Annotated in this window: 24 protein-coding genes and 1 pseudogene; 10 read left to right on the forward strand and 15 right to left on the reverse strand. The window is 72.1% G+C overall.

Annotated features, from left to right (window positions below; all coding sequences use genetic code 11):
• Positions 1-14: 14 nt before the first annotated feature.
• Together ACXKR8_RS18200 and ACXKR8_RS18205 are read right to left on the reverse strand one after the other, a co-directional pair.
• Positions 15-242, reverse strand: a complete 228-nt coding sequence (locus ACXKR8_RS18200) for an acyl-CoA carboxylase epsilon subunit (RefSeq protein WP_458273960.1) — start codon at positions 240-242, stop codon at positions 15-17.
• A gap of 15 nt (positions 243-257) precedes the next feature.
• Positions 258-1,895: an acyl-CoA carboxylase subunit beta gene (locus tag ACXKR8_RS18205; protein ID WP_458273961.1), complete on the reverse strand. Its 1,638-nt coding sequence runs from the start codon at positions 1,893-1,895 to the stop codon at positions 258-260.
• 267 nt (positions 1,896-2,162) lie between these two features.
• On the opposite strand from ACXKR8_RS18205, the gene ACXKR8_RS18210 reads away from it, so the two are divergent.
• Positions 2,163-2,822: a hypothetical protein gene (locus tag ACXKR8_RS18210; protein ID WP_458273962.1), complete on the forward strand. Its 660-nt coding sequence runs from the start codon at positions 2,163-2,165 to the stop codon at positions 2,820-2,822.
• A 160-nt stretch (positions 2,823-2,982) separates the two neighbouring features.
• Positions 2,983-3,672 (forward strand): thiol:disulfide interchange protein DsbA/DsbL, encoded by a 690-nt coding sequence (locus ACXKR8_RS18215; RefSeq protein WP_462100576.1) that lies wholly within the window; start codon positions 2,983-2,985, stop codon positions 3,670-3,672.
• A gap of 31 nt (positions 3,673-3,703) precedes the next feature.
• Here ACXKR8_RS18215 and ACXKR8_RS18220 read toward each other — a convergent pair whose 3' ends face one another.
• Both ACXKR8_RS18220 and ACXKR8_RS18225 read right to left on the reverse strand, forming a co-directional pair.
• Positions 3,704-5,365, reverse strand: a complete 1,662-nt coding sequence (locus tag ACXKR8_RS18220; protein WP_458273964.1) for an MFS transporter — start codon at positions 5,363-5,365, stop codon at positions 3,704-3,706.
• A gap of 118 nt (positions 5,366-5,483) precedes the next feature.
• Entirely contained in the window at positions 5,484-6,887 is a 1,404-nt protein-coding gene (locus ACXKR8_RS18225; RefSeq protein WP_458273965.1) for a hypothetical protein, read from the reverse strand.
• Positions 6,888-7,136: 249 nt separating this feature from the next.
• Between ACXKR8_RS18225 and ACXKR8_RS18230 the strand changes: the two genes are divergently transcribed.
• Entirely contained in the window at positions 7,137-7,751 is a 615-nt protein-coding gene (locus ACXKR8_RS18230; protein ID WP_458273966.1) for a DedA family protein, read from the forward strand.
• A 36-nt stretch (positions 7,752-7,787) separates the two neighbouring features.
• On the opposite strand, the gene ung is transcribed toward ACXKR8_RS18230, so the two are convergent.
• From ung to ACXKR8_RS18280, 10 genes are all read right to left on the reverse strand, one after another.
• Positions 7,788-8,480: a uracil-DNA glycosylase gene (gene ung, locus ACXKR8_RS18235; RefSeq protein WP_458273967.1), complete on the reverse strand. Its 693-nt coding sequence runs from the start codon at positions 8,478-8,480 to the stop codon at positions 7,788-7,790.
• 62 nt (positions 8,481-8,542) lie between these two features.
• Positions 8,543-9,319, reverse strand: coding sequence for a TetR/AcrR family transcriptional regulator (locus ACXKR8_RS18240; RefSeq protein WP_458273968.1), 777 nt, complete (start codon positions 9,317-9,319; stop codon positions 8,543-8,545).
• A gap of 90 nt (positions 9,320-9,409) precedes the next feature.
• Positions 9,410-10,246 (reverse strand): class F sortase, encoded by an 837-nt coding sequence (locus tag ACXKR8_RS18245; RefSeq protein WP_458273969.1) that lies wholly within the window; start codon positions 10,244-10,246, stop codon positions 9,410-9,412.
• The gene (locus ACXKR8_RS18250; RefSeq protein WP_458273970.1) at positions 10,239-10,958 is read right to left on the reverse strand and encodes a hypothetical protein; all 720 of its coding nucleotides are present in this window, start codon (positions 10,956-10,958) and stop codon (positions 10,239-10,241) included. Before ACXKR8_RS18250 ends, ACXKR8_RS18245 begins: the two co-directional genes overlap by 8 nt.
• A 199-nt stretch (positions 10,959-11,157) precedes the next feature.
• Positions 11,158-11,937, reverse strand: a complete 780-nt coding sequence (locus tag ACXKR8_RS18255) for an HAD-IIA family hydrolase (RefSeq protein ID WP_458275012.1) — start codon at positions 11,935-11,937, stop codon at positions 11,158-11,160.
• Between the two features lie 89 nt (positions 11,938-12,026).
• Positions 12,027-12,731: a phosphonatase-like hydrolase gene (locus ACXKR8_RS18260; protein ID WP_458273971.1), complete on the reverse strand. Its 705-nt coding sequence runs from the start codon at positions 12,729-12,731 to the stop codon at positions 12,027-12,029.
• Between the two features lie 2 nt (positions 12,732-12,733).
• Entirely contained in the window at positions 12,734-13,855 is a 1,122-nt protein-coding gene (locus ACXKR8_RS18265; protein WP_458273972.1) for a TIGR03364 family FAD-dependent oxidoreductase, read from the reverse strand.
• A 130-nt stretch (positions 13,856-13,985) separates the two neighbouring features.
• Complete coding sequence (locus ACXKR8_RS18270; RefSeq protein WP_458273973.1) at positions 13,986-14,762, reverse strand: GntR family transcriptional regulator; 777 nt, start codon at positions 14,760-14,762, stop codon at positions 13,986-13,988.
• A gap of 86 nt (positions 14,763-14,848) precedes the next feature.
• On the reverse strand, positions 14,849-15,601 hold the full coding sequence (locus ACXKR8_RS18275; RefSeq protein WP_458273974.1) for a class E sortase: 753 nt from the start codon (positions 15,599-15,601) through the stop codon (positions 14,849-14,851).
• Between the two features lie 61 nt (positions 15,602-15,662).
• Positions 15,663-16,664, reverse strand: a complete 1,002-nt coding sequence (locus ACXKR8_RS18280) for an adenosine deaminase (RefSeq protein WP_458275013.1) — start codon at positions 16,662-16,664, stop codon at positions 15,663-15,665.
• 331 nt (positions 16,665-16,995) lie between these two features.
• Here ACXKR8_RS18280 and ACXKR8_RS18285 point away from each other — a divergent pair.
• The 7 genes and pseudogenes from ACXKR8_RS18285 to ACXKR8_RS18315 all read left to right on the forward strand — a co-directional run.
• Positions 16,996-17,841 (forward strand): annotated as a pseudogene (locus ACXKR8_RS18285) (RNA-guided endonuclease InsQ/TnpB family protein); the annotation flags it as partial.
• A gap of 61 nt (positions 17,842-17,902) precedes the next feature.
• A complete protein-coding gene (locus ACXKR8_RS18290) occupies positions 17,903-18,268 on the forward strand; it encodes a zinc ribbon domain-containing protein (protein ID WP_462100687.1) in 366 nt (121 codons plus the stop codon).
• A gap of 111 nt (positions 18,269-18,379) precedes the next feature.
• Positions 18,380-18,742, forward strand: a complete 363-nt coding sequence (locus ACXKR8_RS18295; RefSeq protein WP_458273976.1) for a hypothetical protein — start codon at positions 18,380-18,382, stop codon at positions 18,740-18,742.
• Positions 18,739-19,998 (forward strand): hypothetical protein, encoded by a 1,260-nt coding sequence (locus ACXKR8_RS18300; protein ID WP_458273977.1) that lies wholly within the window; start codon positions 18,739-18,741, stop codon positions 19,996-19,998. Before ACXKR8_RS18295 ends, ACXKR8_RS18300 begins: the two co-directional genes overlap by 4 nt.
• Positions 19,995-20,627, forward strand: a complete 633-nt coding sequence (locus ACXKR8_RS18305) for a hypothetical protein (protein WP_462100577.1) — start codon at positions 19,995-19,997, stop codon at positions 20,625-20,627. Before ACXKR8_RS18300 ends, ACXKR8_RS18305 begins: the two co-directional genes overlap by 4 nt.
• On the forward strand, positions 20,624-20,746 hold the full coding sequence (locus tag ACXKR8_RS18310; protein ID WP_462100578.1) for a hypothetical protein: 123 nt from the start codon (positions 20,624-20,626) through the stop codon (positions 20,744-20,746). The genes ACXKR8_RS18305 and ACXKR8_RS18310 overlap by 4 nt, the downstream gene beginning before the upstream one ends.
• Before the next feature lie 33 nt (positions 20,747-20,779).
• Positions 20,780-21,292 carry a hypothetical protein gene (locus ACXKR8_RS18315; RefSeq protein ID WP_458273979.1) on the forward strand — a complete coding sequence of 171 codons (513 nt, stop codon included), beginning with the start codon at positions 20,780-20,782 and terminating at the stop codon, positions 21,290-21,292.
• 21 nt (positions 21,293-21,313) lie between these two features.
• On the opposite strand, the gene ACXKR8_RS18320 is transcribed toward ACXKR8_RS18315, so the two are convergent.
• Positions 21,314-22,675: a DUF445 domain-containing protein gene (locus tag ACXKR8_RS18320; RefSeq protein WP_462100579.1), complete on the reverse strand. Its 1,362-nt coding sequence runs from the start codon at positions 22,673-22,675 to the stop codon at positions 21,314-21,316.
• Positions 22,676-22,687 lie beyond the last annotated feature (12 nt).

Consider the following 22,687-nt stretch of genomic DNA (forward strand, 5'->3'; position numbering starts at 1 on the left):
CCGAAACGTCAGCCTCAGCTGTGCCAGCTCACCGGCGAGCGGTAGTCCGGACGGCGCTCGGGGCGCTGCCAGCGAGCCTGCGCCTTGGCGTCGCCGCCCTTGCCCTTGGCCGGCTGGATCGCGGCACGGGCCAGCAGCACCGCGGTCAGCGCGGCGAGCTCCTCGTCGGCGAGGGTGCCCTTGACGACCCGGACCAGGGTGTCCGGAGCAGTGGCAGCGATGGGGTCGATGACAGTGGTCATGAGGGGTGCCTCCGGTTACTGGGGCGGGTTGCCGTGCTTGCGCTGCGGCAGGTCGGCATGCTTGCTGCGGAGCATGTGCAGGGCGCGGATCAGGGTGTGCCGGGTCTCGGCGGGGTCGATCACGTCGTCGACCAGTCCGCGTTCGGCCGCGTAGTAGGGGTGCATCAGCTCGTCCTTGTACTGCTTCACCATCTGCGCCCGCATGGCCTCGGGGTCGTCCGCCGCGGCGATCTGGCGGCGGAAGATGACGTTGGCCGCGCCCTCGGCGCCCATGACCGCGATCTCGTTGGTCGGCCAGGCGTAGGCCAGGTCCGCGCCGACGCTGCGGGAGTCCATCACGATGTACGCGCCGCCGTAGGCCTTGCGCAGCACCAGCGAGATCCGCGGCACAGTGGCGTTGCAGTAGGCGTAGAGCAGCTTGGCGCCGTGGCGGATGATGCCGCCGTGCTCCTGGTCGACGCCGGGCAGGAAGCCGGGGACGTCGAGCAGGGTGACCAGCGGGATGTTGAAGGCGTCGCACATCTGCACGAAGCGCGCGGCCTTCTCCGAGGCGTGGATGTCCAGGACCCCGGCCAGCGACTGCGGCTGGTTCGCCACGATGCCGACGACCTGGCCGTCCATCCGGGTCAGCGCGACGATGATGTTGGTCGCCCAGCGCTCGTGGATCTCCATGAACTGGCCGTCGTCGGCCAGGACCTCGATCACCTTGCGCATGTCGTACGGGCGGTTGCCGTCGGCCGGGACCAGGTCCAGCAGCGCCTCGCAGCGGCGGTCGGCCGGGTCCTCGGTGGGCTCGACCGGCGGGGTCTCCCGGTTGTTCTGCGGCAGCAGCGAGAGCAGGAAGCGGACCTCCTCCAGGCAGCTGCGCTCGTCGTCGTAGGCGAAGTGCGAGACGCCGGAGACCTCGGAGTGCACATCGGCGCCGCCGAGGCCGTTCTGCGAGATCTTCTCGCCGGTCACGGCCTGGACCACGTCCGGCCCGGTGATGAACATCTGCGAGGTCTCACGGACCATGAAGATGAAGTCGGTCAGCGCCGGCGAGTACGCCGCGCCGCCCGCGCACGGGCCGAGCATCACGCTGATCTGCGGGATCACCCCGGAGGCGCGGGTGTTGCGCTGGAAGATCCCGCCGTAGCCGGCCAGTGCGGTGACACCCTCCTGGATCCGGGCACCCGCACCGTCGTTGAGCGAGACCAGCGGCGCGCCGGCCTGGATCGCCATGTCCATGATCTTGTGGATCTTCTGCGCGTGGGCCTCGCCCAGCGCCCCGCCGAAGATCCGGAAGTCGTGCGCGTAGAGGAAGACCACCCGGCCGTGCACCGTGCCCCAGCCGGTGATCACACCGTCCGAGTAGGGCTTGTTGTTCTCCAGCCCGAAGCCGGTCGCCCGGTGCCGGCGCAGCGGCTCGACCTCGTTGAACGAGCCGTCGTCCAGCAGCAGCGCGATCCGCTCGCGCGCCGTCAGCTTCCCCTTGGCCCGCTGCGCCTCGGTCGCCCGCTCGCTGGGACCCGCATGAGCCTGGGCCCGGATGGCCCGCAACTCGGCAACCCGACCCCGGCTGTCGCCGCCGCCGACCGCCGGGACCACGGGGGTCACCGGGGCCGCGGCCGGCGCGCCAGCCGTGGCCGCAGCAGCCTCACGCAGATCGCTCATCGCAGAACCACCATCTCTGGAACTCCAAGTCTGTCCGGACCGGTCCGATCCTGAGAGGGCGGACCAACCCACACTTCGACCCTACGAGGCACACCCGTTCGCTGTGGGGGTCGATTCCGTACAAGACCTGACGCGAATAGCTGGCAGAGCCCGACAGGACCAGATGCCCGGCGACCTGCGGAGGTGCCTCCGACCAGCGGATCAGCGCTCGAACCCAATTCTTGGATGGTTCATACGTTTTTCACTAACCACCACTATGGTCTGCGCATGCCCACCTCCAGCCCCACCGAGCCCATCGAGCCGACCGAGTCCACCGACGGCGAGACAGCCCCCGTCGAATCGCCGGCCACTACAGTTCTGACCAAGGATCCCTTGGCTTCCGACGACGCGGCCGCCGCCCCCAAGGTGTGGACCCCGCGTCCCCATGACCTGCTCAGCCCCGAGGACAAGGACCCCGAGGACCTGACCGACAAGGAGCTGGAGGACATCACCTCCGGCGGCCTGTCGAAGGGGATCCTCGGCGGCGCGGCGGCCATCAGCGCCGCGGCCCTCGGCCTGGTCTCGATCTCCGGGACCTGGTTCAGCACGATCATCCTCACCCAGACCCAGTTCAACGCGAGCCTGAACGCGACCGGCAAGACCACCGCGACCCAGCTCGCCGAGGGCTACACCGGCCCGTGGCACACCATGGCCTGGCACAACGGCATCTTCGCCGCCGTCGCCGTCCTGGTCGGCGCCGCCGTGCTGTTCGCCGCCCAGTTCCTCTCGGTCCGGATCACTCCGAACTGGATCAAGGCCGTGGCCATCGCCGCGATCGTGCTGGGCTTCGTCGGCCTGCTGGTCTCGGCCGGCATGTACTTCGACTGGTTCACCACCGCGATCCACGTGCCGCCGCAGGCCCCGGCCAGCACCACCCCCACCGGCTGAGCCTTCCCCCACTCACCACGCCCAAGGGGCCTGCACTCGCGCGAAAGCGCTGGTCAGGCCCCTTTGCCTGCTACCCGTACGAGCGAAATCCGATCGGTCACGGCCGCGCCTGACCCGGCTCCGCCCGCTCCTTGGCCATGGTGGGCCCATGACGACGACCATGTCCGCGAACGCATCCAAGAGCCTGGTCCGCGCCTTCGCCGCGCTCGGCCTCGCCGCCTCGCTCGTCGGCCTCCAGGCCCCGATCGGCTCCGCCGCCACGACGCCCCAGGCGGGCGTCCAGTACGTGCGGATCGCCCACCCGGTGGCCGCCGCACCACGCGAGGTGGTCGAGGTGTTCTGGTACAACTGCGCGCACTCCTACCTGCTGGCCCAGCCGCTGCGGGACTGGGCCGCCCAGCAGAACCCGCCGGTGACCATCCGTCACATCCCGGCCGCCTGGTCGGACCAGCCGCAGGAGATGGCGTACGCGCGGCTCTACTACACCCTCGACAGGCTCGGCCTGGCCGACAGGCTGGAGCAGGACGTCTTCCACGCCGTCCGCGACGAGCACCAGGACCTCACCCAGGCCGACACCCGGGACGACTGGGCCGAGCAGGAGGGGGTCGACCCGCAGCAGCTGGAGGACGCCTGGAACTCCCCGCAGGTGCAGCAGGAGACCCAGGACGCCCCGGCCCTGCGGGAGCGCTACGACGTCCATGAGATGCCCAGCGTGGTGGTCGGCGGCACCTACCGCACCTCGCCCTTCCTCGCGCCCGGCGGCGTGCCCGGCACCGTCCCGGTGGTGAACTACCTGCTGCAGCGCTCGACCGCGGACGCGGCGGCCCGGGCACCGAAAAAGAAGAGGTAGCCCCGGTCAGCCGGCCAGGCCCCGGCCCCGGTCAGGCCACGGCCACCGGGGCCGGCCGGTCCTCGGCGTCCTCGGCGTCCTCGGCGTCAGCATCGGCAGAGGCAGCGGCGACGGCCGCCCCCGGCGCGCTGCCGGGTGCGCCCCGCAGCAGGACCACCGCCAGCACCGCGGAGAGCAGCATCAGCGCCGCGCCGCCGGTGGTCGCCGCGTGCATCGCGTGGACGAAGGCCTCCCGGGCGGCGGCGAGCACCTGGGCGCCCTGCGCGCCGTGGACCCCGCCGGGGAGGCCCGCGGCGACGGCCTGCGCACCGCCCAGGGTCTGCTGCGCCGCGTCGCGCGTCCCCGCGGGCAGCCCGGCCGGGAGCAGCCGCAGCGCGTCGCCCCGGTAGACCGCGGCGCCGACCGTGCCCAGCACCGCCATCCCCAGCGCCCCGCCGAACTCGGACGAGGACTCCATCACCGCGGCGGCCGATCCGGCCCGGTCCTCGGGGGCCGCCCCGAGCACCATCACCGAGACCAGCGACATCACCATCACCTCACCGCCGGCCGCCAGGCAGGCGCCGACCAGGATCAGCCACAACCCGGAGTGGACCTGGGCCTGCGTCATCACCGCCAGTCCGACCGCCGCCAGGACGAAGCCGATCGCGAGGACGTACGCCTTGTTCAGCGACCGGGCCAGGCCTGCCGCCAGCGGGGCGCAGCCGCCGACCGCGATCGAGGGCAGCAGGCACCACAGCGCGCCGGCCAGCGGGCTGAGGCCGAGCACCGACTGCAGGTACTGGGTGGTGAAGACCGCGATGCCGACCACCGCGGCCATGGTGAGCACGTTCATCAGCAGCGTGCTGCCGAAGGCGCGGCCGCGGAACAGCGCCGGGTCCAGCAGCGCGCCGGGGTGGGCGTACTGGCGGCGGACGAAGACCGCGCCGACAGCGAGGCCGAGCAGTAGGGCGCCGAGCCGCAGCGGGGAGAAGCCGTTGTTGGCGAGTTCCTTGATGCCGTAGATCACCGGCAGGATCGCGGCGAGCGACAGCAGCGAGCTGACCACGTCGAACGGCTCCCTCGTGGCACCGGCGACAGCGCCGGCAGTGGCGTCCGCGCGGGCCTCGGGGAGCAGGATCGGGCCGAGGACCAGCAGCAGCGCCATGGCCGGCAGATTGATCAGGAAGATCGAGCCCCACCAGAAGTGCTCCAGCAGCACCCCGCTGAGGACCGGGCCGAGGGCGATGCCGCCGGCCATCATCCCGGTCCAGGCGGTGACCGCCCTGGTCCGCTGGGTCTCGTCCTTGAACATGGTGCGGATCAGGCCGAGGGTGCTCGGCATCAGGGTCGCGCCGCCGATGCCCAGCAGGGCGCGGGCTCCGATCAGCATCGCCGCGCTGATGGCGTAGGCGGCGAGCACGGACGCCCCGCCGAAGGCCACGGCGCCGATCAGCAGCAGCTTGCGGCGGCCGATGCGGTCGCCCAGGGCGCCCATGGTGATCAGCAGCCCCGCCAGGACGAAGCCGTACATGTCCAGGATCCACAGCTGCTGGGTGCTGCTGGGGTGGAGCGCGGAGCCGATGAACGGGACGGCGAAGTAGAGCACCGAGACGTCCATGGAGACCAGCAGCAGCGGTAGTGCCAGGACCGCGAAGGCGGTCCATTCCCTGCGTCCTGCCAGGGCGGTGGCGGTGGTTCTGGTGACCTCGTCCATGTTCCTGTGCTCCCCTGTCGCATGCATCTTCTGCGTATGCCTTACGCACTACTGCGTAAGCTATACGCAATACAGCGGCGGGGTCAACGGCCATCCGAACGGCAGGGTCGACGGGGCTTCAGGAGAATTCCGCGAGCCTCGGCCTCACCCCCGCCAGGACCAGCAGCAACGCCGCGCCGAGCAGCGCCGGGGCGATCGCCGTCCAGCCCAACAGATCGCTGTCGGCCGCCGCGGCGCCGGCCGCGAACCGGGCCGCGGCGGACACCGACAGCTGGTCCAGCTGCCCGCTGAAGTCATAGGCGGCGAAAGCGACCTGACCCCGCGTCACCCCGGTCAGCTGGATCGACGCCTGGTCCAGCCGGCCGGCCCCGGCCAGCGCGCGCAGCCGGGCGTCCGCGGCCAGGTACTCCTGCTGGGTCCGGGCCACCCCCGGCGAGCCGGCCTGACCCGCCGTGAGCCCGCGCAGTTGCGTCGCCAGCTGGTCGAACCGGGTCTGCAGGGACGGGCGGTAGGCGTCGTCCACCAGCCAGTGGCTCTGCGCCGCCTCGGCGTCCGCCGCCGCGACCCGCGCCTGGGCGACCACCGCGAAGGGGGTGTAGCCCTGGCGGACGGCGCTGTCCACCTCCGTGGCGGCGCTCAGCAGCGCCAGCGCACCGGCCAGCGCGACGGCCAGCACGGCGGCCGTCGCCGCCAGCAGCGCCGGATTGAGCAGCCGCCGGTGCCGCCGGGCCAGGTCGAACTGCCACCGGACCAGCAGCGCCAGCGCCAGCGCTCCCAGCCCGGCCAGCAGCAGCGCCCCGCGCCGCCCGTCGGCCACGGCGGCCTCCCTGTCCATGGCGACCTGATGGTCCGCCGCCGTCAGCAGGGCCTGGATCCGGGGCAGCAGCGACTGCTGCAGCAGGCCCTCGGCCTGGCCGTAGTAGTCCAGCGCGAGAGCCGGCGGCCGGCCGGCCACCGGGTCCTGCTGGCTGGTCGCGGAGAACTCCTCGGTGCCGGAGAGCGCGTCATAGGTGCTGAGGCCGTCCAGGAAGGCCCGGACATCGGCGTCCGACGCCGCCGACCCTGCCAGCAGGGTCAGATCGCCGGCCAGCCGGCGGCGGTCCGCCTGGGCGGTGAGGGCGGCCAGCACACCGTCGTCGACCAGCACCGGGGCGGACCCGTCCGATCCACCCGACGCGCCCGATCCGCTGGAAGCCGAGTAGCCGACCACCAGGGCGTCGGCATGCTGGGCGTCGAGGTCCGCGAGCGCCTGGTGCAGGTCGGCGGCAGCGGCGGCGCGGGGCTCGGAGACGACGGCGAGTTGGCGCAGATCGGCCCGCGCGGTGGCGAAGGCGCTGAGCGCGGCGGCCAGCAGCGCGGTGATGATCAGCAGCGCGGCCACGGCCTGGAGCCGCAGCCGCAGGACGGGCGAGCGGCGGCGACCGCGGCGGCCAAGGCGTCCGAAATGTCCGGCCGCGGTGGGGTCGGACGGCCCCGCTTCATCAGTTCGGGGGAACGGCCCCGGGGCGGTGATCGTGGTCACCCCACCGAACATAGGTCCCCATCACCACGGCTCCATGTCCGCTTATGGGACGGAGGGTGAACGGAAAACCACCAGGGGTGACCAAGATGAAGGTCATTCCGGCTTCGGGTAAGAGTCGTGTTACATCGCTCACTCGGGCCCGGTTTCGGGTGTGATCATGGCACCGGTTAGCGTTGTCCTCCGACGAGAGGCAAACCTTTCTGTCATTCCTTCGTCGCCAGGTACGCGACAACACCATGAGGAGTCCGCATGAGCGAGGCGCTGGCCCTGTTCGCGTCCTCATGGTTCTTCATCGCAGCACTGCTCGCGGTGCTCTCCGACGCCTTCGTTCCCCTGGTGCCGAGCGGGACGCTGGTGATCGCGGCCACCCTGCACCTGCCGGAGACCCACACCTCCCCCTTCCTGCTCGGGCTCGGCGTGGCCATCGCCTCGTTCTCGGGGGATCTGCTGCTGCTCAGGTTCGCCCGGCGCGGCGCGTCCTGGGCCCAGCGGCGGCTGGAGGCCAAGCCCGGCGCGGCCACCGCGGCCTCGCACCTGCTGTCGGCGCTGGAGACCAAGCGGGCCCGCACCATCGTCGCGGCCCGGTTCGTCCCCGGCGGACGCACCGTCCTGGACCTCGCCGTCGGCACCACCAAGCGGCCGCCGCGCCGCTTCCTGCGCTGGTCGGCGGTGTCCTCGGCGATATGGGCGACCTATATCGTCGGCCTCGGCTTCCTCAACGAGCACACCTTCGACACCACCTGGCTGAGCTTCGCGGTGTCCTGCCTGGCCGCCACCGGGATCAGCGCGGTGATCGCCCGGGTGGTGCAGCGGCAGCGCCGACTGGCCCGGGAGACCGCCGTCGAGCCGGTCTCGGTCAGCTGACCGAGACCCCGCCCGCCCACGCCCGAGCCGGCTGAGCTACTCCGGCAGGCGCCAGTCGATCGGCGACAGGCCGAGGTCGGCGAGGCCCTTGTCGATCTGCGAGAACGGGCGGCTGCCGAGGAACAGCTTGGCCGAGAGCGGGGACGGATGCGCGCCCTGCACCACCACATGGCGGGTGGTGTCGATGAGCGGCAGCTTCTTCTTGGCGTAGTTGCCCCAGAGCACGAACACCGCGGGCTCGGCCCGGTCGTTGACCGCGCGGATCACCGCGTCGGTGAACTGCTCCCAGCCCTTGCCCTTGTGGGAGTTGGCCTCGTGCGCCCGCACCGTCAGCACCGCGTTGAGCAGCAGCACGCCCTGGTCGGCCCAGGCCTGCAGGTTGCCGTGGGCGGGGGCCGGGATGCCCAGGTCGGCGTCCAACTCCTTGTAGACGTTGCGCAGCGACGGCGGGACGCGGACCCCGCGCTTCACCGAGAAGCACATCCCATGGGCCTGGTTGTCGTCGTGGTACGGGTCCTGGCCCAGCAGCAGCACCTTGACCCGGTCGTAGGGGGTGGACTCCAGCGCCGAGAACACCTCGCCGACCGGCGGGAAGACCTGGTGCTCGGCGCGCTGCTCGGCGACGAACCCGCTGAGCTGCTGGAAGTACGGCTTGGCCGTCTCCGCGGCGAGGACCCCCTGCCAGGAGGAGGGCAGGACGAACTCGTCGACGGGCGCGGGTGACGACATGGTGAGGACCCTTCCAGAGGTGCAATGCCTACGAGCGAAACCGTAGCGGGCCGCACCGACAATCACTCAGCCAGCTTCCCCTGCAGCCGCTTGAGGCCGACCTCGACGCCGTCCAGTACGTGTTCGAGGCTGCTGCGGAACGCCTGGTCGGGGTCCGGATGGTCGTCCGCGTCATGGACGAAGCGGGCCAGCAGCGGGTACTCCCCCGCCGCCAGCGCCGCCACCAGATACGGGCCGACGCTGCGGCGGTACTCGTCCCTGGTCTGCCCGGTGCGGCGGATCAGCTCGGCCTCGGCGGTCTCGCTGAGCACCACCCCGCGGACGAAGGCGACCACGGTGCCGGTCAGGCCGACGATCTCGTCGATGTCGAGGCCGAGCCCGTCCAGCACGGCGAACAGCCGCTCGCTCCTGCGCATCGAGTTGGGTCCCATCGGCGGCCGGCTCGCCCCGATCGGCAGCACCCAGGGGTGACGCAGCATCAGCGTCCGGTAGCGCACCGCGAGTTCACGCAGGTCGGTGCGCCACTCCCCGGTGTCCACGGCGCCGATCCCGTCCTCGCCCATCACCTGGTCGGTCATCAGGTCGAGCAGGTCGTCCTTGGTCTCGACATAGCGGTACAGCGACATGGTCCCCACGCCCAGCTCGGACGCGATCCGGCGCATGGACACCGCGTCCACGCCGTCCGCGTCCGCCAGCGCCACCGCGGCGGAGACGATGGCGTCGACGCTGAGCGAGGGCTGCGGTCCGCGCCCGCCGCTGCGCGGACGGGACCAGACCGGGGCGCGCGCGGCGTCCCCGCCGGCCGCGGACGAAGGGCCGGGCTCCTGCAGCGCTGCCACCGACCGCCTCCTCGTACCCGTTCCGTTTCGGTTCCGTCCCCGGTCAGGGGAGTCGCGTACATAGTACGCAGAAAGCGGCGGGCGCAAACCTCAGGACGTCCCCGCTCCCGCCGCCGCCGATGTCGCCGGACGCACCCCGCTGAGGTGCGCGAACAGCACCACATTGCCGTCGTACTGGCCCCGTTTGCGGTCGAAGACCCCGCCGCAGGTGATGATCCGCAGCTGGGCGTCCCGGGCCGGGGCGTAGAGCTGAGCGGTCGGGAAGGCCGCCTTGGCGAAGGCCCGCACCGCGTCCACGGTGAACAGCGCGGTGCTGCCGTCCACCCGGGTGACCCCGACCTGCGCCCCCGGCTTGATCGCCGAGAGGTTCCAGAAGACGGCGGGCCCGGTCCTGGTGTCCACATGGCCGAGCAGCACGGCGGTGCCGGCCGCGCCGGGGGTGGCCGAGTCGCGGACCCAGCCGGCCGTGTCGGGCTGCGAGAACGGCGGCAGTTCGGACTGCCCCTTGCTGTCCATGCCCAGGCCGATCAGCGGCGCGGTGAGCCCGATCGAGGGCAGCGCCAGGGTGATCGGCGTGGACCGGCCCAGCGCGGCGTGCGTGGCCGGACGTCCGGCGGTGGCCGCCGTGGCGGCGGTGCTCGCCGTGGCGGGGGTGGCCTGGGCGGGGGTGGCCTGGGCGGGGGTCGCCTTCGCCGAAGCCGCTCTGGTCGCCGCCGCACCCGGGTGGACCGCGTCCGAGGCCGAACGGTCGGCGGCAGCCGCCGCGGCCGCGGCCGGGCGCATCGCCGGCCCGCCCCCGGGCCCGGCCCCCGGCCCGCCGCTGCCAGGAGCCACTCCCAGCACCGCGCCGCCGAGCGACACCGCGAGCAGCGCGCCGGACAGCACCCCCAGCGACCGTCGCAGCCGGGGCCCGAACCGGTCAGCCACGGCCGGCCCTCCGCGCCGATCCCGACCCCGCGGCCGAGCCTGACCCGGTAGCCGAGCCTGGCCCCGCCGCCGACCCGGACCCCGCCGCCGCCGCGACCGACCCGCGGAGCCGGCCGGCCAGCAGCACCAGACCGCCCAGCAGGGCCGCCCCGGTCAGCACCAGCGCGCCCTCGCCGGTGGTTCCACCGAGCACGTCGACGCCGGCCCGGGTCGCCCCCCAACCGCCGCCGGTGTCCGGCGCGACCGGATCGACCACGGTCAGACTGCCGACCGCGACCGCCTTGCCCGCGCACAGCTCCCGCACCTGGTACGTCCCCGGCACGGTGGTCCTGGCCACCTGGGCCTGCGCGTAGAGGCCGCCATCGGCGGCCAGCGCCAGGCTCACCGGGGCGACGAACCCGGACGAGGCGACCGTCCCGGCCTGGGTGCCGCCGCAGTCGGCGAAGGTGCGCAGGTCGACGATGCCGCCGGGGCGGCTGGTGCCGGGGTCGACGCTGAGCGCGGCAAGACCGGTCGCGGCGGCCTTGGCCGCCGAACGGGCGGCGGCGGCAGCGGCCGGCGCGGCCACATCGGTGGTCACCAGCGCCGCGGCTCCCCCGCCGGGCGCCACCGGACGCGCGGCCGCGGTCGCGGTCACCGCCGGGGTCAGCACCAGCAGGGCCAGCACGGATCCGGCTGCACCGACGGTGAGGGCCGCACGAAGCTTGGCCATCAGAGAGTTCCTCTCACTCCAGGGCAGCCGAACTGACGCCTCAGCAATTCACCCATACCAGATCAAAATATGATGAAATCCCTTCACCGTGCGTAGCGACATGCGCCATCCGACGGACCAATACCACGCGAACGGCCCCATCCCTCCGCCACCGGGGCGGAAGAACAGGGCTGTGGAGCGCAGCCGGGGTGACCCCGGGTCAGATCTCGTCGATCAGGTCGGCGACCGACTTCACCACGCGGGAGGGCCGGTACGGGAAGCGCTCGACCTCGCTCTGCTGGGTGAGGCCGGAGAGCACCAGGATGGTCCGCAGGCCGGCTTCCATGCCGGACTTGATGTCAGTGTCCATCCGGTCGCCGATCATCACCGTGGACTCCGAGTGGGCGTTCAGCGTGTTCAGCGCCTCACGCATCATCAGCGGGTTGGGCTTGCCGACGAAGTAGGGCTCGACCCCGGTCGCCTTGGTGATCAGCGCGGCCACCGAACCGGTCGCCGGAAGCACGCCCTCGGTGGACGGGCCGGTCTCGTCGGGGTTGGTGCAGATGAACCTGGCCCCCGCGTTGATCAGCCGGATCGCCTTGGTCAGCGCCTCGAAGCTGTAGGTGCGGGTCTCGCCGAGCACCACGTAGTCGGGGCGGGTGTCGGTCAGCACATAGCCGATCTGGTGCAGCGCGGTGGTCAGACCGGCCTCGCCGATCACATAGGCCGTGCCGCCCGGGCGCTGCCCGTCCAGGAACTTCGCGGTGGCCAGCGCCGAGGTCCAGATGGACTCCTCCGGCACGTCCAGGCCGATGCCGGCCAGTCGGGCGTGCAGGTCGCGCGGGGTGTAGATGGAGTTGTTGGTCAGCACCAGGAAGGGCTTGCCGGACTCCCGCAGACGGGTGATGAACTCGTCGGCGCCGGGGATGATCGTCCCCTCGTGGACCAGGACCCCGTCCATGTCAGTCAGCCAGGACTCGACCGGCTTGCGTTCCGCCACGTCCGTCATCTCCAGGTTCGTAAGGATTCGGCTGCCCCGACGATCACCAGGGTAGTCGGACCGCCCCGTACAGGCGTGCGGCGTTCCGCCTACCGGGACAGCAGCAGCGCCGGGAGCTCCGCCACCGAGCCCAGCACCTGGGTCGCGCCGTCCGCCCGCAGCCGCTCGGCGTCGTGCGCGCCGGTGAGCACCCCGGCCACCACCCCGGCCCCGGCCGAGACGCCGCAGCGCATGTCGTAGCCGGTGTCGCCGACCACCGCCAGCTCCCGTACGTCGTCCGCCGCCGCCGTGCGCAGCAGCGCCGCCAGCGCCAGGTCCGGGTACGGACGGCCGCGGCCGCCCGCGTCGGCGGGGCAGAGCGCCAGGTCGGCCAGCCGCTGCCAGCCCAGCGCCTCGATGATCAGCTGCTGGGTGGGGCCGGAGAAGCCGGTGGTCAGCACCACCGTCAGACCTGCCTTCCGCAGCTCCCGGATGGCGTCCTCGGCGCCCGGCAGCGGAGCGCAGTGACCGGCCCCGACCAGGGCGGCGTACGCGGTCTCGAAGGCGCGGTTGCCGCGCTGGGCCTCCTCCTCGGTGGGGACCAGGTGCCGGAACACCGAGATCTTGCTCTCGCCCATGGTGGTCCTGACATACGCCAGCATCTCCTGGTGCGCCGGGCTGCCGGCCACCACGCCCAGCTCCGCCGCCGCGACGTCGAACGCCCGCTCGACCAGGCCGTCGTCGGCGACCGTGGTGCCGGCCATGTCCAGCACCACCAGCCTGATGTCCTTCGCCTTGCTTGTTCCGCCGGTCACCGTCACCACTCCAACTCGTTCGCGGTCGCCTCGCCGATGGCCGGCGAGCAGGTCATTCCCCGGCCGCCGGGGCCGGTCACCAGCCACACCCCGGCCCGCACCCGCTCCCGGTGCACCACCCGGGTCGGGTCCAGGCACTGCGCGTACACGCCGGCCCAGCGGCGGCGGATCGGCGGCAGCGGGCGGCCCAGCAGCTCCTCGGCGAGCTGCGCCAGGTAGGCGTAGGGCTCCTCGACCACGTCGAACCCGAAGGGCTGGTCGTACTCATGGGTGTCGCCGATGGTGAGCGTGCCGTCCGCGCGCTGCACCATCAGCAGCTGCATCCGGTGCTCGGCGGCGGTGGTGTGCTGCGGCTGGGCGGCGTTCAGCGCGTCCAGCGCACCCCCGGCGTACGCGGGGTAGTAGCGGAAGCTGTCGCCGTCGGCGACGGAGGTGGTCAGCTGCTCCCCCAGCGGCTCGGTCTGCATCATCTGCAGCCGGACCCGGCGCACCGGCAGCTCAGGGGCCAGCTCGCGGACCAGTCCGCCCAACGCGGCCCCGGTGCAGAGCACCACGGCGTCGCCGCTGTGCAGCTCGCCGCGGTCGTCCCGGACCGCGTGCTCGCCGACCACCTCGCGGACCTCGCGTCCACCGAGGAAGGTGTAGCGGCCGGTGGTGCGCAGATGGGCCTGCAGCGCCCGCTGGGTGACCCGCGGCTCGACCTGGCCGTCGTGCGGGCTCCACAGGGCGCCGAGCAGGCCGCCGCGCAGGGCCGGGTTGGCCTTCCTGGTCTCCGTCTCGTCCAACAGCTCCCAGCCGCGGACGCCCGCGTCGGGCCGGGCGGCGACTTCGGCGGCGACGGCATGCTCGGCGTCCGTGCGCAGCACGGTCAGCGAGCCGCTGGCCCGGAAGCCCACCTCGGGGACCTGCTCGGCGATCCCCTCCCACAGCTGACGCGCCCTCAGCGCGGTGTCCAGATCCGGGCCCTCGGCCCGACCGCCGACCCAGACCAGCCCGAAGTTGCGGACCGAGGCGCCGCGCGCCTGCTCCTCCCGCTCCAGGTGGACCACCTGATGACCGCGCTGGACGGCATGCCAGGCATGCATGGTCCCGAGCGCTCCTGCTCCTACGACGATGACTCTCACGGGTCCGACCTTCGATCCTCTGGATGATCTGCGGGGGCTCTGCCGGTGACTCCAGCATGAACAAGTCCGCACGTTTGGACTAGACCCGTTATCAATACGTGATAGAACTAGTCATCGGACGCCGCGCTTCTCAGTGCCCGCCCAGCTCGGCCGTGAAGCTGAAGCGGTCGCCGCGGTAGAGCGTGCGCACGCGTTCGAAGGCCCGGCCCGCGCCGTCCCAGCTGCGGCGATGCAGCAGCAGCATCGGCAGCGCGGGGGGTGTGCCGATCAGCAGCGCCTCGCGCGGGGTGGCCAGCACCGTCTCGATCCGCTCCAGGCCGCCGCCGGCCGCGAGCCCGGCCGCCTCCCTGGCGTACTCGTAGAAGGAGGAGCCGGGGTCGAAGTCCTGGTCCAGCCGGGGCAGCAGGGCCACCGGGGTGTAGGTGCTCTCCAGGCCGACCCGCTCCTCGTCGGCCAGCAGCACCCGCTCCAGGTGCCAGACCTGCGCGCCGAGTTCGACGTCCAACTCCTCCGCGACCTCGGCCTCGGCGGCGAAGCGCTCCAGGCCGATCAGGCTGCGCCCGGGCAGCCGTCCGTGCCTGCGCACACCCTCGGTGTAGCTGGACAGCGACAGCGGCTGCTCGATCTTGGGCCCGGCGACCACCGTGCCCCGGCCGCGCCGGCGCAGCCTGCCCTCCAGCAGCAGCTCGCGCAGGGCCAGCCGCAGCGTCTCCCTGGCCACGCCGTAGCGCTCGGCCAGCTCGCGTTCGGTCGGCAGGGTGCCGCCCTCGCCCAACTCCTCCAGCAAATCGACCAGCTGGGCCTTGGCGGCGTAGTACTTGGGCATCCGGCCGTGCTCGGGGACGCCGCCGCGGACGGGTGCGCCGGGGCTGCGGGGCGAGCGGAAGGCATGCGGTGCGGCGGTCACCCGGCCACCGTACCCGGCCGGTGGGCCTGCCTGCGGTCCGGCCGGTCGGTCACGAGACGGGTCCGGTAGGCCACGGGGCGGTCCGGTCAGGGCGCGGTGCGCTGCTGCTGCCCGACCAGGTGGCCCCAGGCGATCATCCGGTAGAGCGAGGTGTAGTCCGGGGTGCAGGTGGTCAGCGTGAGGTAGCTGCCCGGCTTGCGGTAGCCGTAGTCCGCGCCCGGGTGGAAGGCGCTGTGCGGCACGGTCGCCACGGTGTCCACGTCGGACGGCGAGGTCTGCGGCAGGATCGAGTCGATCCGGTACCGGTAGGTCCAGCCGGCCACCTCGACCAGCACGGTGTCGCCGACCCGCAGCCGGTCCAGGTGCCGGAACGGCTCGCCGTGGGTGTTGCGGTGCCCGGCCACCGCGAAGTTGCCGGGCTGGCCCGGCAGCGCCGTCCCCGGGTAGTGGCCGATGTAGCCGTGGTTGAGCACGGTGTACTTGCCGACCCCCTCGGCGACCGGGAAGACCACGCCGAGGGCCGGGATCCGCAGCACCGCGAAGGCGGTGAGGTCGCGGGACATCCGGTCGATGCCGCTGCCGCTGGGACCGCCGACGGCCAGCGGCGGGGCGACGGCCGGGGCCCTGGCCGCACCGGCCCCGGTTCCGGCCCCTGCCCCGCTCGTGGACGGGCCGGCCGACGGCGTCTCGGCCTCGGCCTGCCACTGCCGCTCCAGCGCGGCCACCGTCGAGCGCGCACTGGCGTCCGCCGCCTGGTTGGTCCACCACAGCTCGTACGCCGCGAACAGCAGCACCACCAGGCCGAGGGTGACCATCAGTTCGCCGAACCCGATCAGCATCCGACGCACCGTCACCCACCCTCGAGCAAGCCATAACTGACGCAGCGTCAGCCCAGGCAGGCTACGCCTGGGCCGACCACCCCGCCAGATACCGGTCGATCTCGCCGAGCAGCCGCTGCTTGCCCGCGTCCTCCAGGAAGGAGGCCCGCACCCCCTGCCGGGCCAGCTCGGCCACCCCGCCCGCGTCCAGCCCGAGCAGCTCGGCGGCGACGCCGTACTCATGGTTGAGGTCGGTGCCGAACATCGGCGGGTCGTCGCTGTTGATCGTGACGAACAGTCCGGCGTCCACCATCTGCTTGATCGGGTGCTCCTCCATCCGCTGCACCACCCGGGTGGCGATGTTGGAGGTCGGGCAGACCTCCAGCGGGATCCGGTGCTCGCCCAGGAAGTCGACCAGCCGCGGGTCCTGGGTCGAGGAGGTGCCGTGGCCGATCCGCTCCGCGCCGAGCAGGTTCAGCGCGTCCCAGACCGTCTGCGGCCCGGTCGCCTCGCCGGCGTGCGGGACGCTGTGCAGCCCGGCCGCGCGGGCCCGGTCGAAGTACGGCTGGAACTGCGGGCGCGGCACGCCGATCTCCGGGCCGCCCAGACCGAAGCTGACCAGCCCCTCGGGACGCAGGTCCAGCGCCAGCCGCTCGGTGATCTCGGCGGACTCGAGACCCGCCTCGCCCGGGATGTCGAAGCACCAGCGCAGCCCGACGCCCAGCTCGGCCTCGGCCGCCTTCCTGGCGTCCTCGATGGCCTCCATGAACGCCTCACCCGGGATGCCGCGCCGGACCGAGCTGTACGGAGTGACCGTCAGCTCGGCGTAGCGGATGTTCTGCCGGGCCATGTCGGCGGCGACGCCGTAGGTCAGCGCCCGCACGTCGGCGGCGTCGCGGATCAGGTCGACGACCGACAGGTAGACCTGGATGAAGTGCGCGAAGTCGGTGAACTCGAAGTACTTCGCCAGCGCGGCCGGGTCGGTCGGCACCTGGGTCTGCCCCTCGTAGCGGGCCGCGAGCCCGGCCACCACGGCCGGCGACGCCGAACCCACGTGGTGCACATGCAGCTCGGCCTTGGGCATCCCGGCGATGAAGGCTTCCAGCCCGGTCCCTGCTGCTGCCGACGCTGGTCCCGACGTTGCTGCCGACGTTGCTCGCGACACCCTGCTGCTCCTCGTTCGTCCGACTCCGCCCGGCCTGCGGCGGGCAGCTCTCACCCTCTCACGAAGAGTCGACTCGGCCCTGGTGACCCCGGCGTTGCCTCTCGTTCTCCGCTGGGCGTGCGCATGCCCAGGCAGAGACTTGACAGCCGACGATCGCGGGTGGAGATGCAAAGCGTGGGTGATCCAGCCGTCGAAAGGGTCCAAGCCGTATACCGTTATCAGTCAATGAGCACAGGACGGGAGGGTCGCGGTGCAGCTCAGGTACAACTTCAGGCTGTACCCCACCCCTACTCAGAAAGGCTCGCTGGCCAATGTGTTCGGGTCCGCGCGGGTCGTGTTCAACGACGCGCTCGCTGCCCGCAGGGCCGCCCACGTCGCAGGCGAGCCGTTCATCCCCGCAACCGCCTTGCAGAAGCGCGTCATCACCGAGGCGAAGAAGACCGAAGAGCGTTCCTGGCTGGCTGACGCCCCGGTGGACGCGCTGATCCAGGCGCTGCGGGACCTGGACACCGCCTACCGCAACTTCTTCTCCAGCCTGTCCGGCACACGCAAGGGCCCGAAGGTCCGCGAGCCGCGGTTCCGCTCGCGCAAGGACAACCGGCAGACCCTGCGGTTCACCCGCAACGGCTTCCGGCTGCGCCCCAACGGCAGTCTGAACCTGGCCAAGGTCGGCGACGTGGACGTTCGCTGGTCGCGTGACCTGCCCTCCGCCCCGTCGTCGGTGACCGTGGTCAAGGACGCCGCTGGGCGGTACTTCGCCTCCTTCGTCGTGATGACGGACGGCACGGAGGTCCTCCCGCGGACGGACGCCGAGGTCGGCATCGACCTGGGGCTGACGCACTTCGCGGTGCTGGACGACGGCACGAAAGTGACCGCGCCGAAGTTCCTGCGCCGTGCCGCCCGGAAGCTGCGGAAGGCCCAGCAGTCCCTGTGCCGGAAGCAGAAGGGCTCACAGAACCGAAAGAAGGCCGTCATCCGAGTGGCCAAGGCTCACGCCAAGGTCGCTGACTCGCGCCGGGACCACCACCACAAGCTGTCAACCAAGGTCGTTCGGGAAAACCAACTGATCGCCGTGGAAGACCTCGCAGTAAGCGGCCTGGGCCGTACCCGACTCGCCAAGTCGGTGCACGACGCGGGCTGGTCGCAGTTTCGTCGACATGCTGGAGTACAAGGCGGCTCGCTACGGCCGGACGTTCGTCAGGGTCGACCGATGGTTCCCGTCCTCGCAGGTCTGCTCCGACTGCGGTGGCAAGGACGGCCCCAAGCCCCTTGGCGTCCGCGCATGGGCCTGCCGGAACTGCGGCGTGACGCACGACCGGGACGTGAATGCGGCCCGCAACATCAAACTCGAAGGCAAGCGCATCGTGGCCGCCGGACAGGCGGACACCCAAAACGGCCGTGGAGCGCAGGTGAGACCGGGAGCGATCCCGGCACAGCGCAGCGAAGCAGCAACCTACCCTGGTGATCTCCTCACGCCGGCATCAGCCCGCGCCGGAGACACGGAGGGAATCCCCACCCTTTAGGGAAGGGAGGATGTCAACCTCTCACGCCTGGTGCACGGCAGTGCGATAGCGTCAACGGCCGAGTGATCGGACACCGCCAAGACGAACCACTTCTGACGAACGGGGAGCGCGATGGGGGACTACTTCCAGGTCGACCTGGACATACTCGGGCGGATGACCTCCTCCCTGCAGGAGGCGGGGGACCAGATGGACGCCGCGCTGCGGCAGCTGGGCAGCGTCGAGGGCGGCCAGATCGGCACCTCCGCGCTGGACTCGTCGGCGCACCACTTCCAGAGCACCTGGCACTACGGCCTGGGCCAGCTGCAGCAGGTGATCAAGGAGACGGACGAGGGCGTGCAGGCCGCCCACGACGCCTACCAGCAGCTCGACCAGGCCATCAAGCAGGCCATGGACAAGGTCAACTCGGCCGTGGTGACCCCGCTGGGCGCCGACATCGACGGGCTGCGCCCCCACCTGGCCGGGGGTGCCAAGTGACCACCGCCACCAACGCCGACACCGGCTACCCGAACCTGGGCTTCAACCCGGTGCCCGGCGTCCCCGCCGACGTGGACGCGATCGCCTCGGTGCTGAGGACCGCCTCGGCCTCGCTCAAGGAGGCCGGCTCGCTGCTCACCCAGGTCCGGGACTCCGGCGGCGACGTCTGGCAGGGCAAGGCCGGGGACGCCTTCCGCAGCCATGTGGACGGCGACCTCGGCAAGCGGCTCGGCAAGGCGCAGACCTCGCTGGAGACCGCGCTCGGGATCTTCCACGACTGGCACGGCGACCTGGTCGGCTTCAAGTCCACCGCGGCCAAGCTGGACGCCGAGGCCGCCGCCGCCAAGCAGGCGGCCCAGCAGGCCGCGGACCGGCTGGTGACCGCCGAGGCCAACCCCGGCTTCAAACTGATCGGCCAGACCTTCACCGGCGCGGCCCTGCAGCAGGCCCAGCAGGCCGTGGACGCGGCCCAGCAGGGGGTGGACGCCGCCAACCGCGCGGTCGGCGACGCCAAGGGCGACCTGGAGGCCGTGCTGAAGCGGGCCCAGGAGCTGGAGGCGGAGCACGAGGCGGTCGCCCGCCGCTTCGCCCAGGCCCTGGACCACGCCGCCTCCGACCTGGCCCCGCACAAGCCGGGGATGTTCAGCCGGATGTGGAACGACTTCACGTCCGGCCTGGACTCGCTCGGCTCCTGGGTCAAGGACCACCTGGACGCGATCCACTCGGTGCTCAGCACCATCTCCGCCATCGCCGGCCTGGTCGCCCTGCTCACCCCGCCCCCGATCGACGCCATCGCGCTCGGCGTCTCCCTGGTCGCCGGAGCCGGCGCGCTGGCGATCGACGCGGCCAACCCCGAGTTCCGCAAGGGCATCAGCGACGCCCTGCACGGCAACTTCGACGCGGCGGCGCGGAACTCGCTGCTGACCGGCTTCGGGGATGCCATGAGCGTGGTGCCGGGCTGGGGTCTGGCCAAGGAGGGGGTGACCGCGATCAAGGCCGGAAGGGCCGCCGTCGAAGGAGCGGAGGCCGCGCCCAAGTTCATCGACCTCGCCTCGAATGTGGCGCACGCACCGGGGTTCATGGCCAAGCAGATCGCCAAGCACTCCTGGGTGGGGCCAGCCCTGGAGGGCGCCCACCTGATCGAGAAGGGCGCCGGCGCCTCGGCCCTGGTCACCCACAACATGGTCAACATCCTCTGGCACGGCAAAGGCGTGGCCACCCACCTCTTCGACGACGCCAAGGAAGCCGCCTCGTGAGCAGCATCAGCAACGGTCTCGACCCCGCGTCCGATGCCCTCTCGGCAGGAGGCGACCAGGCGACGGTGGAGCTGCCGCTCTGGCTGGAGGTGCCCAGCGGCTTCTTCGCGCTGCCGCTCACCGATCCTGCCGAGTCCATGCAGCGCGCCCAGGAGGTGCTGCTGGAACTGGCCACGGCCGAGCAGCAGGCGGTGATCCCGGCCGTGGTCGGCGCGCTGGGCGAGTTCCTGGAGGACCTCGCCGCCCGTCAGGCCGTCTACTGCGGCCTGGGCCACCATGTCTCCGAGGTGGACGGCGCCGAGGTCAGCTCCACCCTGGTGGTCTCGGTCCAGCGGACCGGGGGCGCCGGCGATCCCCGGCTGCTGCTCGGTGAGATGGTGCAGCGGCGGGCCGAGCAGGACTGGCAGGGGCAGGCGGATCTGCTGGACCTGCTCGGCCGGCCCGTGCTCTTCAGCGAGAGCACCAGAGAGTTGCCCGTGCCCCAACTGCCGGGGCCACCGGGAGCGACCCGGACGCCACGGCTGCCGTCTTCTCGTTGGAGGCACTGGTCCCCTCCGCCGACGGCACCCTGCTGGCCTGCATCGACTTCGCCACCCCCTGCGTCGGGAACGGCCCGGAGTTTCGGATGATGATGGTGTCCATCGCCGCCTCGCTGTCCTTCGAACCGCCGGAACCGATCGAACCGTCGGAGCAGGCGGATCCGTCCGAACAGGCGGCGACGAGCTCGATCCGTGCGGCGCTGGGCTGAGCCGCGAAGCAGCACCGACAAGGAGTCCAGAGCATGGCATCACCCGACGGCGACCTCGAGGGCCGCTGCCTGGCACACCTCGTACGGGAGTTCCCCTGGCAGGAGTTCGGTTACAAGGCCGGGCGCTGGGAGCGGGCCGACTCGCCGCTGGGGCTGTTCAACCACCGCCGCTGGGGTCGCAACCGGGAGGTGCTGCAGCTGATCGACCCGCGCGGGGGCCGGCCGGTCGGCGAGCTGCGGGACGCCGGCGGGGTGCGGCTGCCGGAGCCCGCCGGGACGGTGTGGATCGCCGGTGACCCGCGCACGGTCGCCGGGTACAGCCCGGTCGGGGACGGGGTCCGCGTGCTGCGGCTGGCGGTGTCGCCGTTCGTGCCGCGGCGGGAGGCGCTGGAGTTCGCGGCGACCATGCGGCCCGGGGACCGTCCGCCGTTCCCGCTGGTCCCGTACGAGGAGAGGCAGCCGCACGGCGGCCCGACCTGGCTGGCCGACCGGCCCGGGAAGCCGACCCGCGGCGACGGCTACACCTGGAACGCCACCGGCTACTGACGGCGGGTCGGGCAGGCCAGGTCAGACCAGGGTCGAGATGGTGTGGATCAGCAGCCCGGCCAGGGCCCCCACCACCGTGCCGTTGATCCGGATGAACTGCAGGTCGCGGCCGACATTGGCCTCGATCTTGCGGGAGGCCTCGTCCGCGTCCCAGCCGGCCACCGTGTCCGAGATCAGCGAGGTGATCTCGCTGCGGTAGGTGTCCACCACGTACTCGGCCGCGTCCTCCTCCAGCCAGCCGTCCAGCTTGGCCTGCATCTTGGCGTCCGTGGCCAGGCGCCTGCCGAGGCTGCGGATGCCGTCGCGGATCCGGATCCGCAGCTGGCTGTCCTCGTCCTCGGCGGCGTCCAGCACCATGCCGCGGACCGCGCTCCAGGCCGAGGCGATCAGATCCTGCACCTCGGACCTGGCCAGCAGGTCGGCCTTGGCCTGCTCGACCCTGGCGATGGTGTCCGGGTCGGTGCGCAGCTCCTCGGCGAAGTCCTCCAGGAAGCTGTCGACCGCGCCCCGCGCCGCGTGCTGCGGGTCGTCCCTGACGTCCTCGGCGAAGCGCAGCAGCTCCCGGTAGACCCGGACCCCGATCTTGTTGTCGATGAACTTGGGGGTCCAGCCGGGCGCCTCCTGGGAGATGGTCTGGATCACCGATTCGCTGTGCTCCACCAGCCAGTCGTGGGCCCGCACCACGCACAGGTCGACCACCCCGCGGTGGCCGCCCTCGTCCAGGATCCGGCCCAGCATCGCGCCTATCGGCTGGGCGATCTGCTGCTCGGCGGCCCGCCGGGTGACCGCCTCGCCGACCACCGCCTGCACGTCCTCGTCCCGCAGCACCGCCAGCGCGCCGCGCAGCGCGGCGGAGGCCTCCCGGGTGACCCGCTCGGCGCTGCCGGGGGCGGACAGCCACTCCCCCAGCCGCCGCCCGATGCCGAGGCCGCGCAGCCGGCCCCGGACCACCTCCACCGAGAGGAAGTTCTCGCCGACGAACTGGCCCAGGCTGCGCCCGAACACGTCCTTCTTGGTGGGGATGATCGCGGTGTGCGGGATCGGCAGCCCGAGCGGGCGGCGGAACAGCGCGGTGACCGCGAACCAGTCGGCCAGCGCGCCGACCATCCCGGCCTCGGCCGCCGCCTGGACGTAGCCGGCCCAGCTGCCGGCGCCGGACCTGATGGCCCAGCTGGTCAGCACATAGACGATGGTCGCCGCGACCAGGAAGCCGGTGGCGATGGTCTTCATCCGGCGCACGCCACGCCGCTTCACCTCGTCGGACGCGGTGTACCGCACCCCGGGCGGGCCCCCGGCCTTAGTGTCTGCTGGCGTACTGGCCCCTCCGCGCGTACGTGCGTCCTCGTTCGTACGGGCGACAACAGCTTCTGCGACTGGTTTCACATGCCCAGTCTG

This window comes from Streptacidiphilus sp. PAMC 29251, assembly GCF_054208735.2.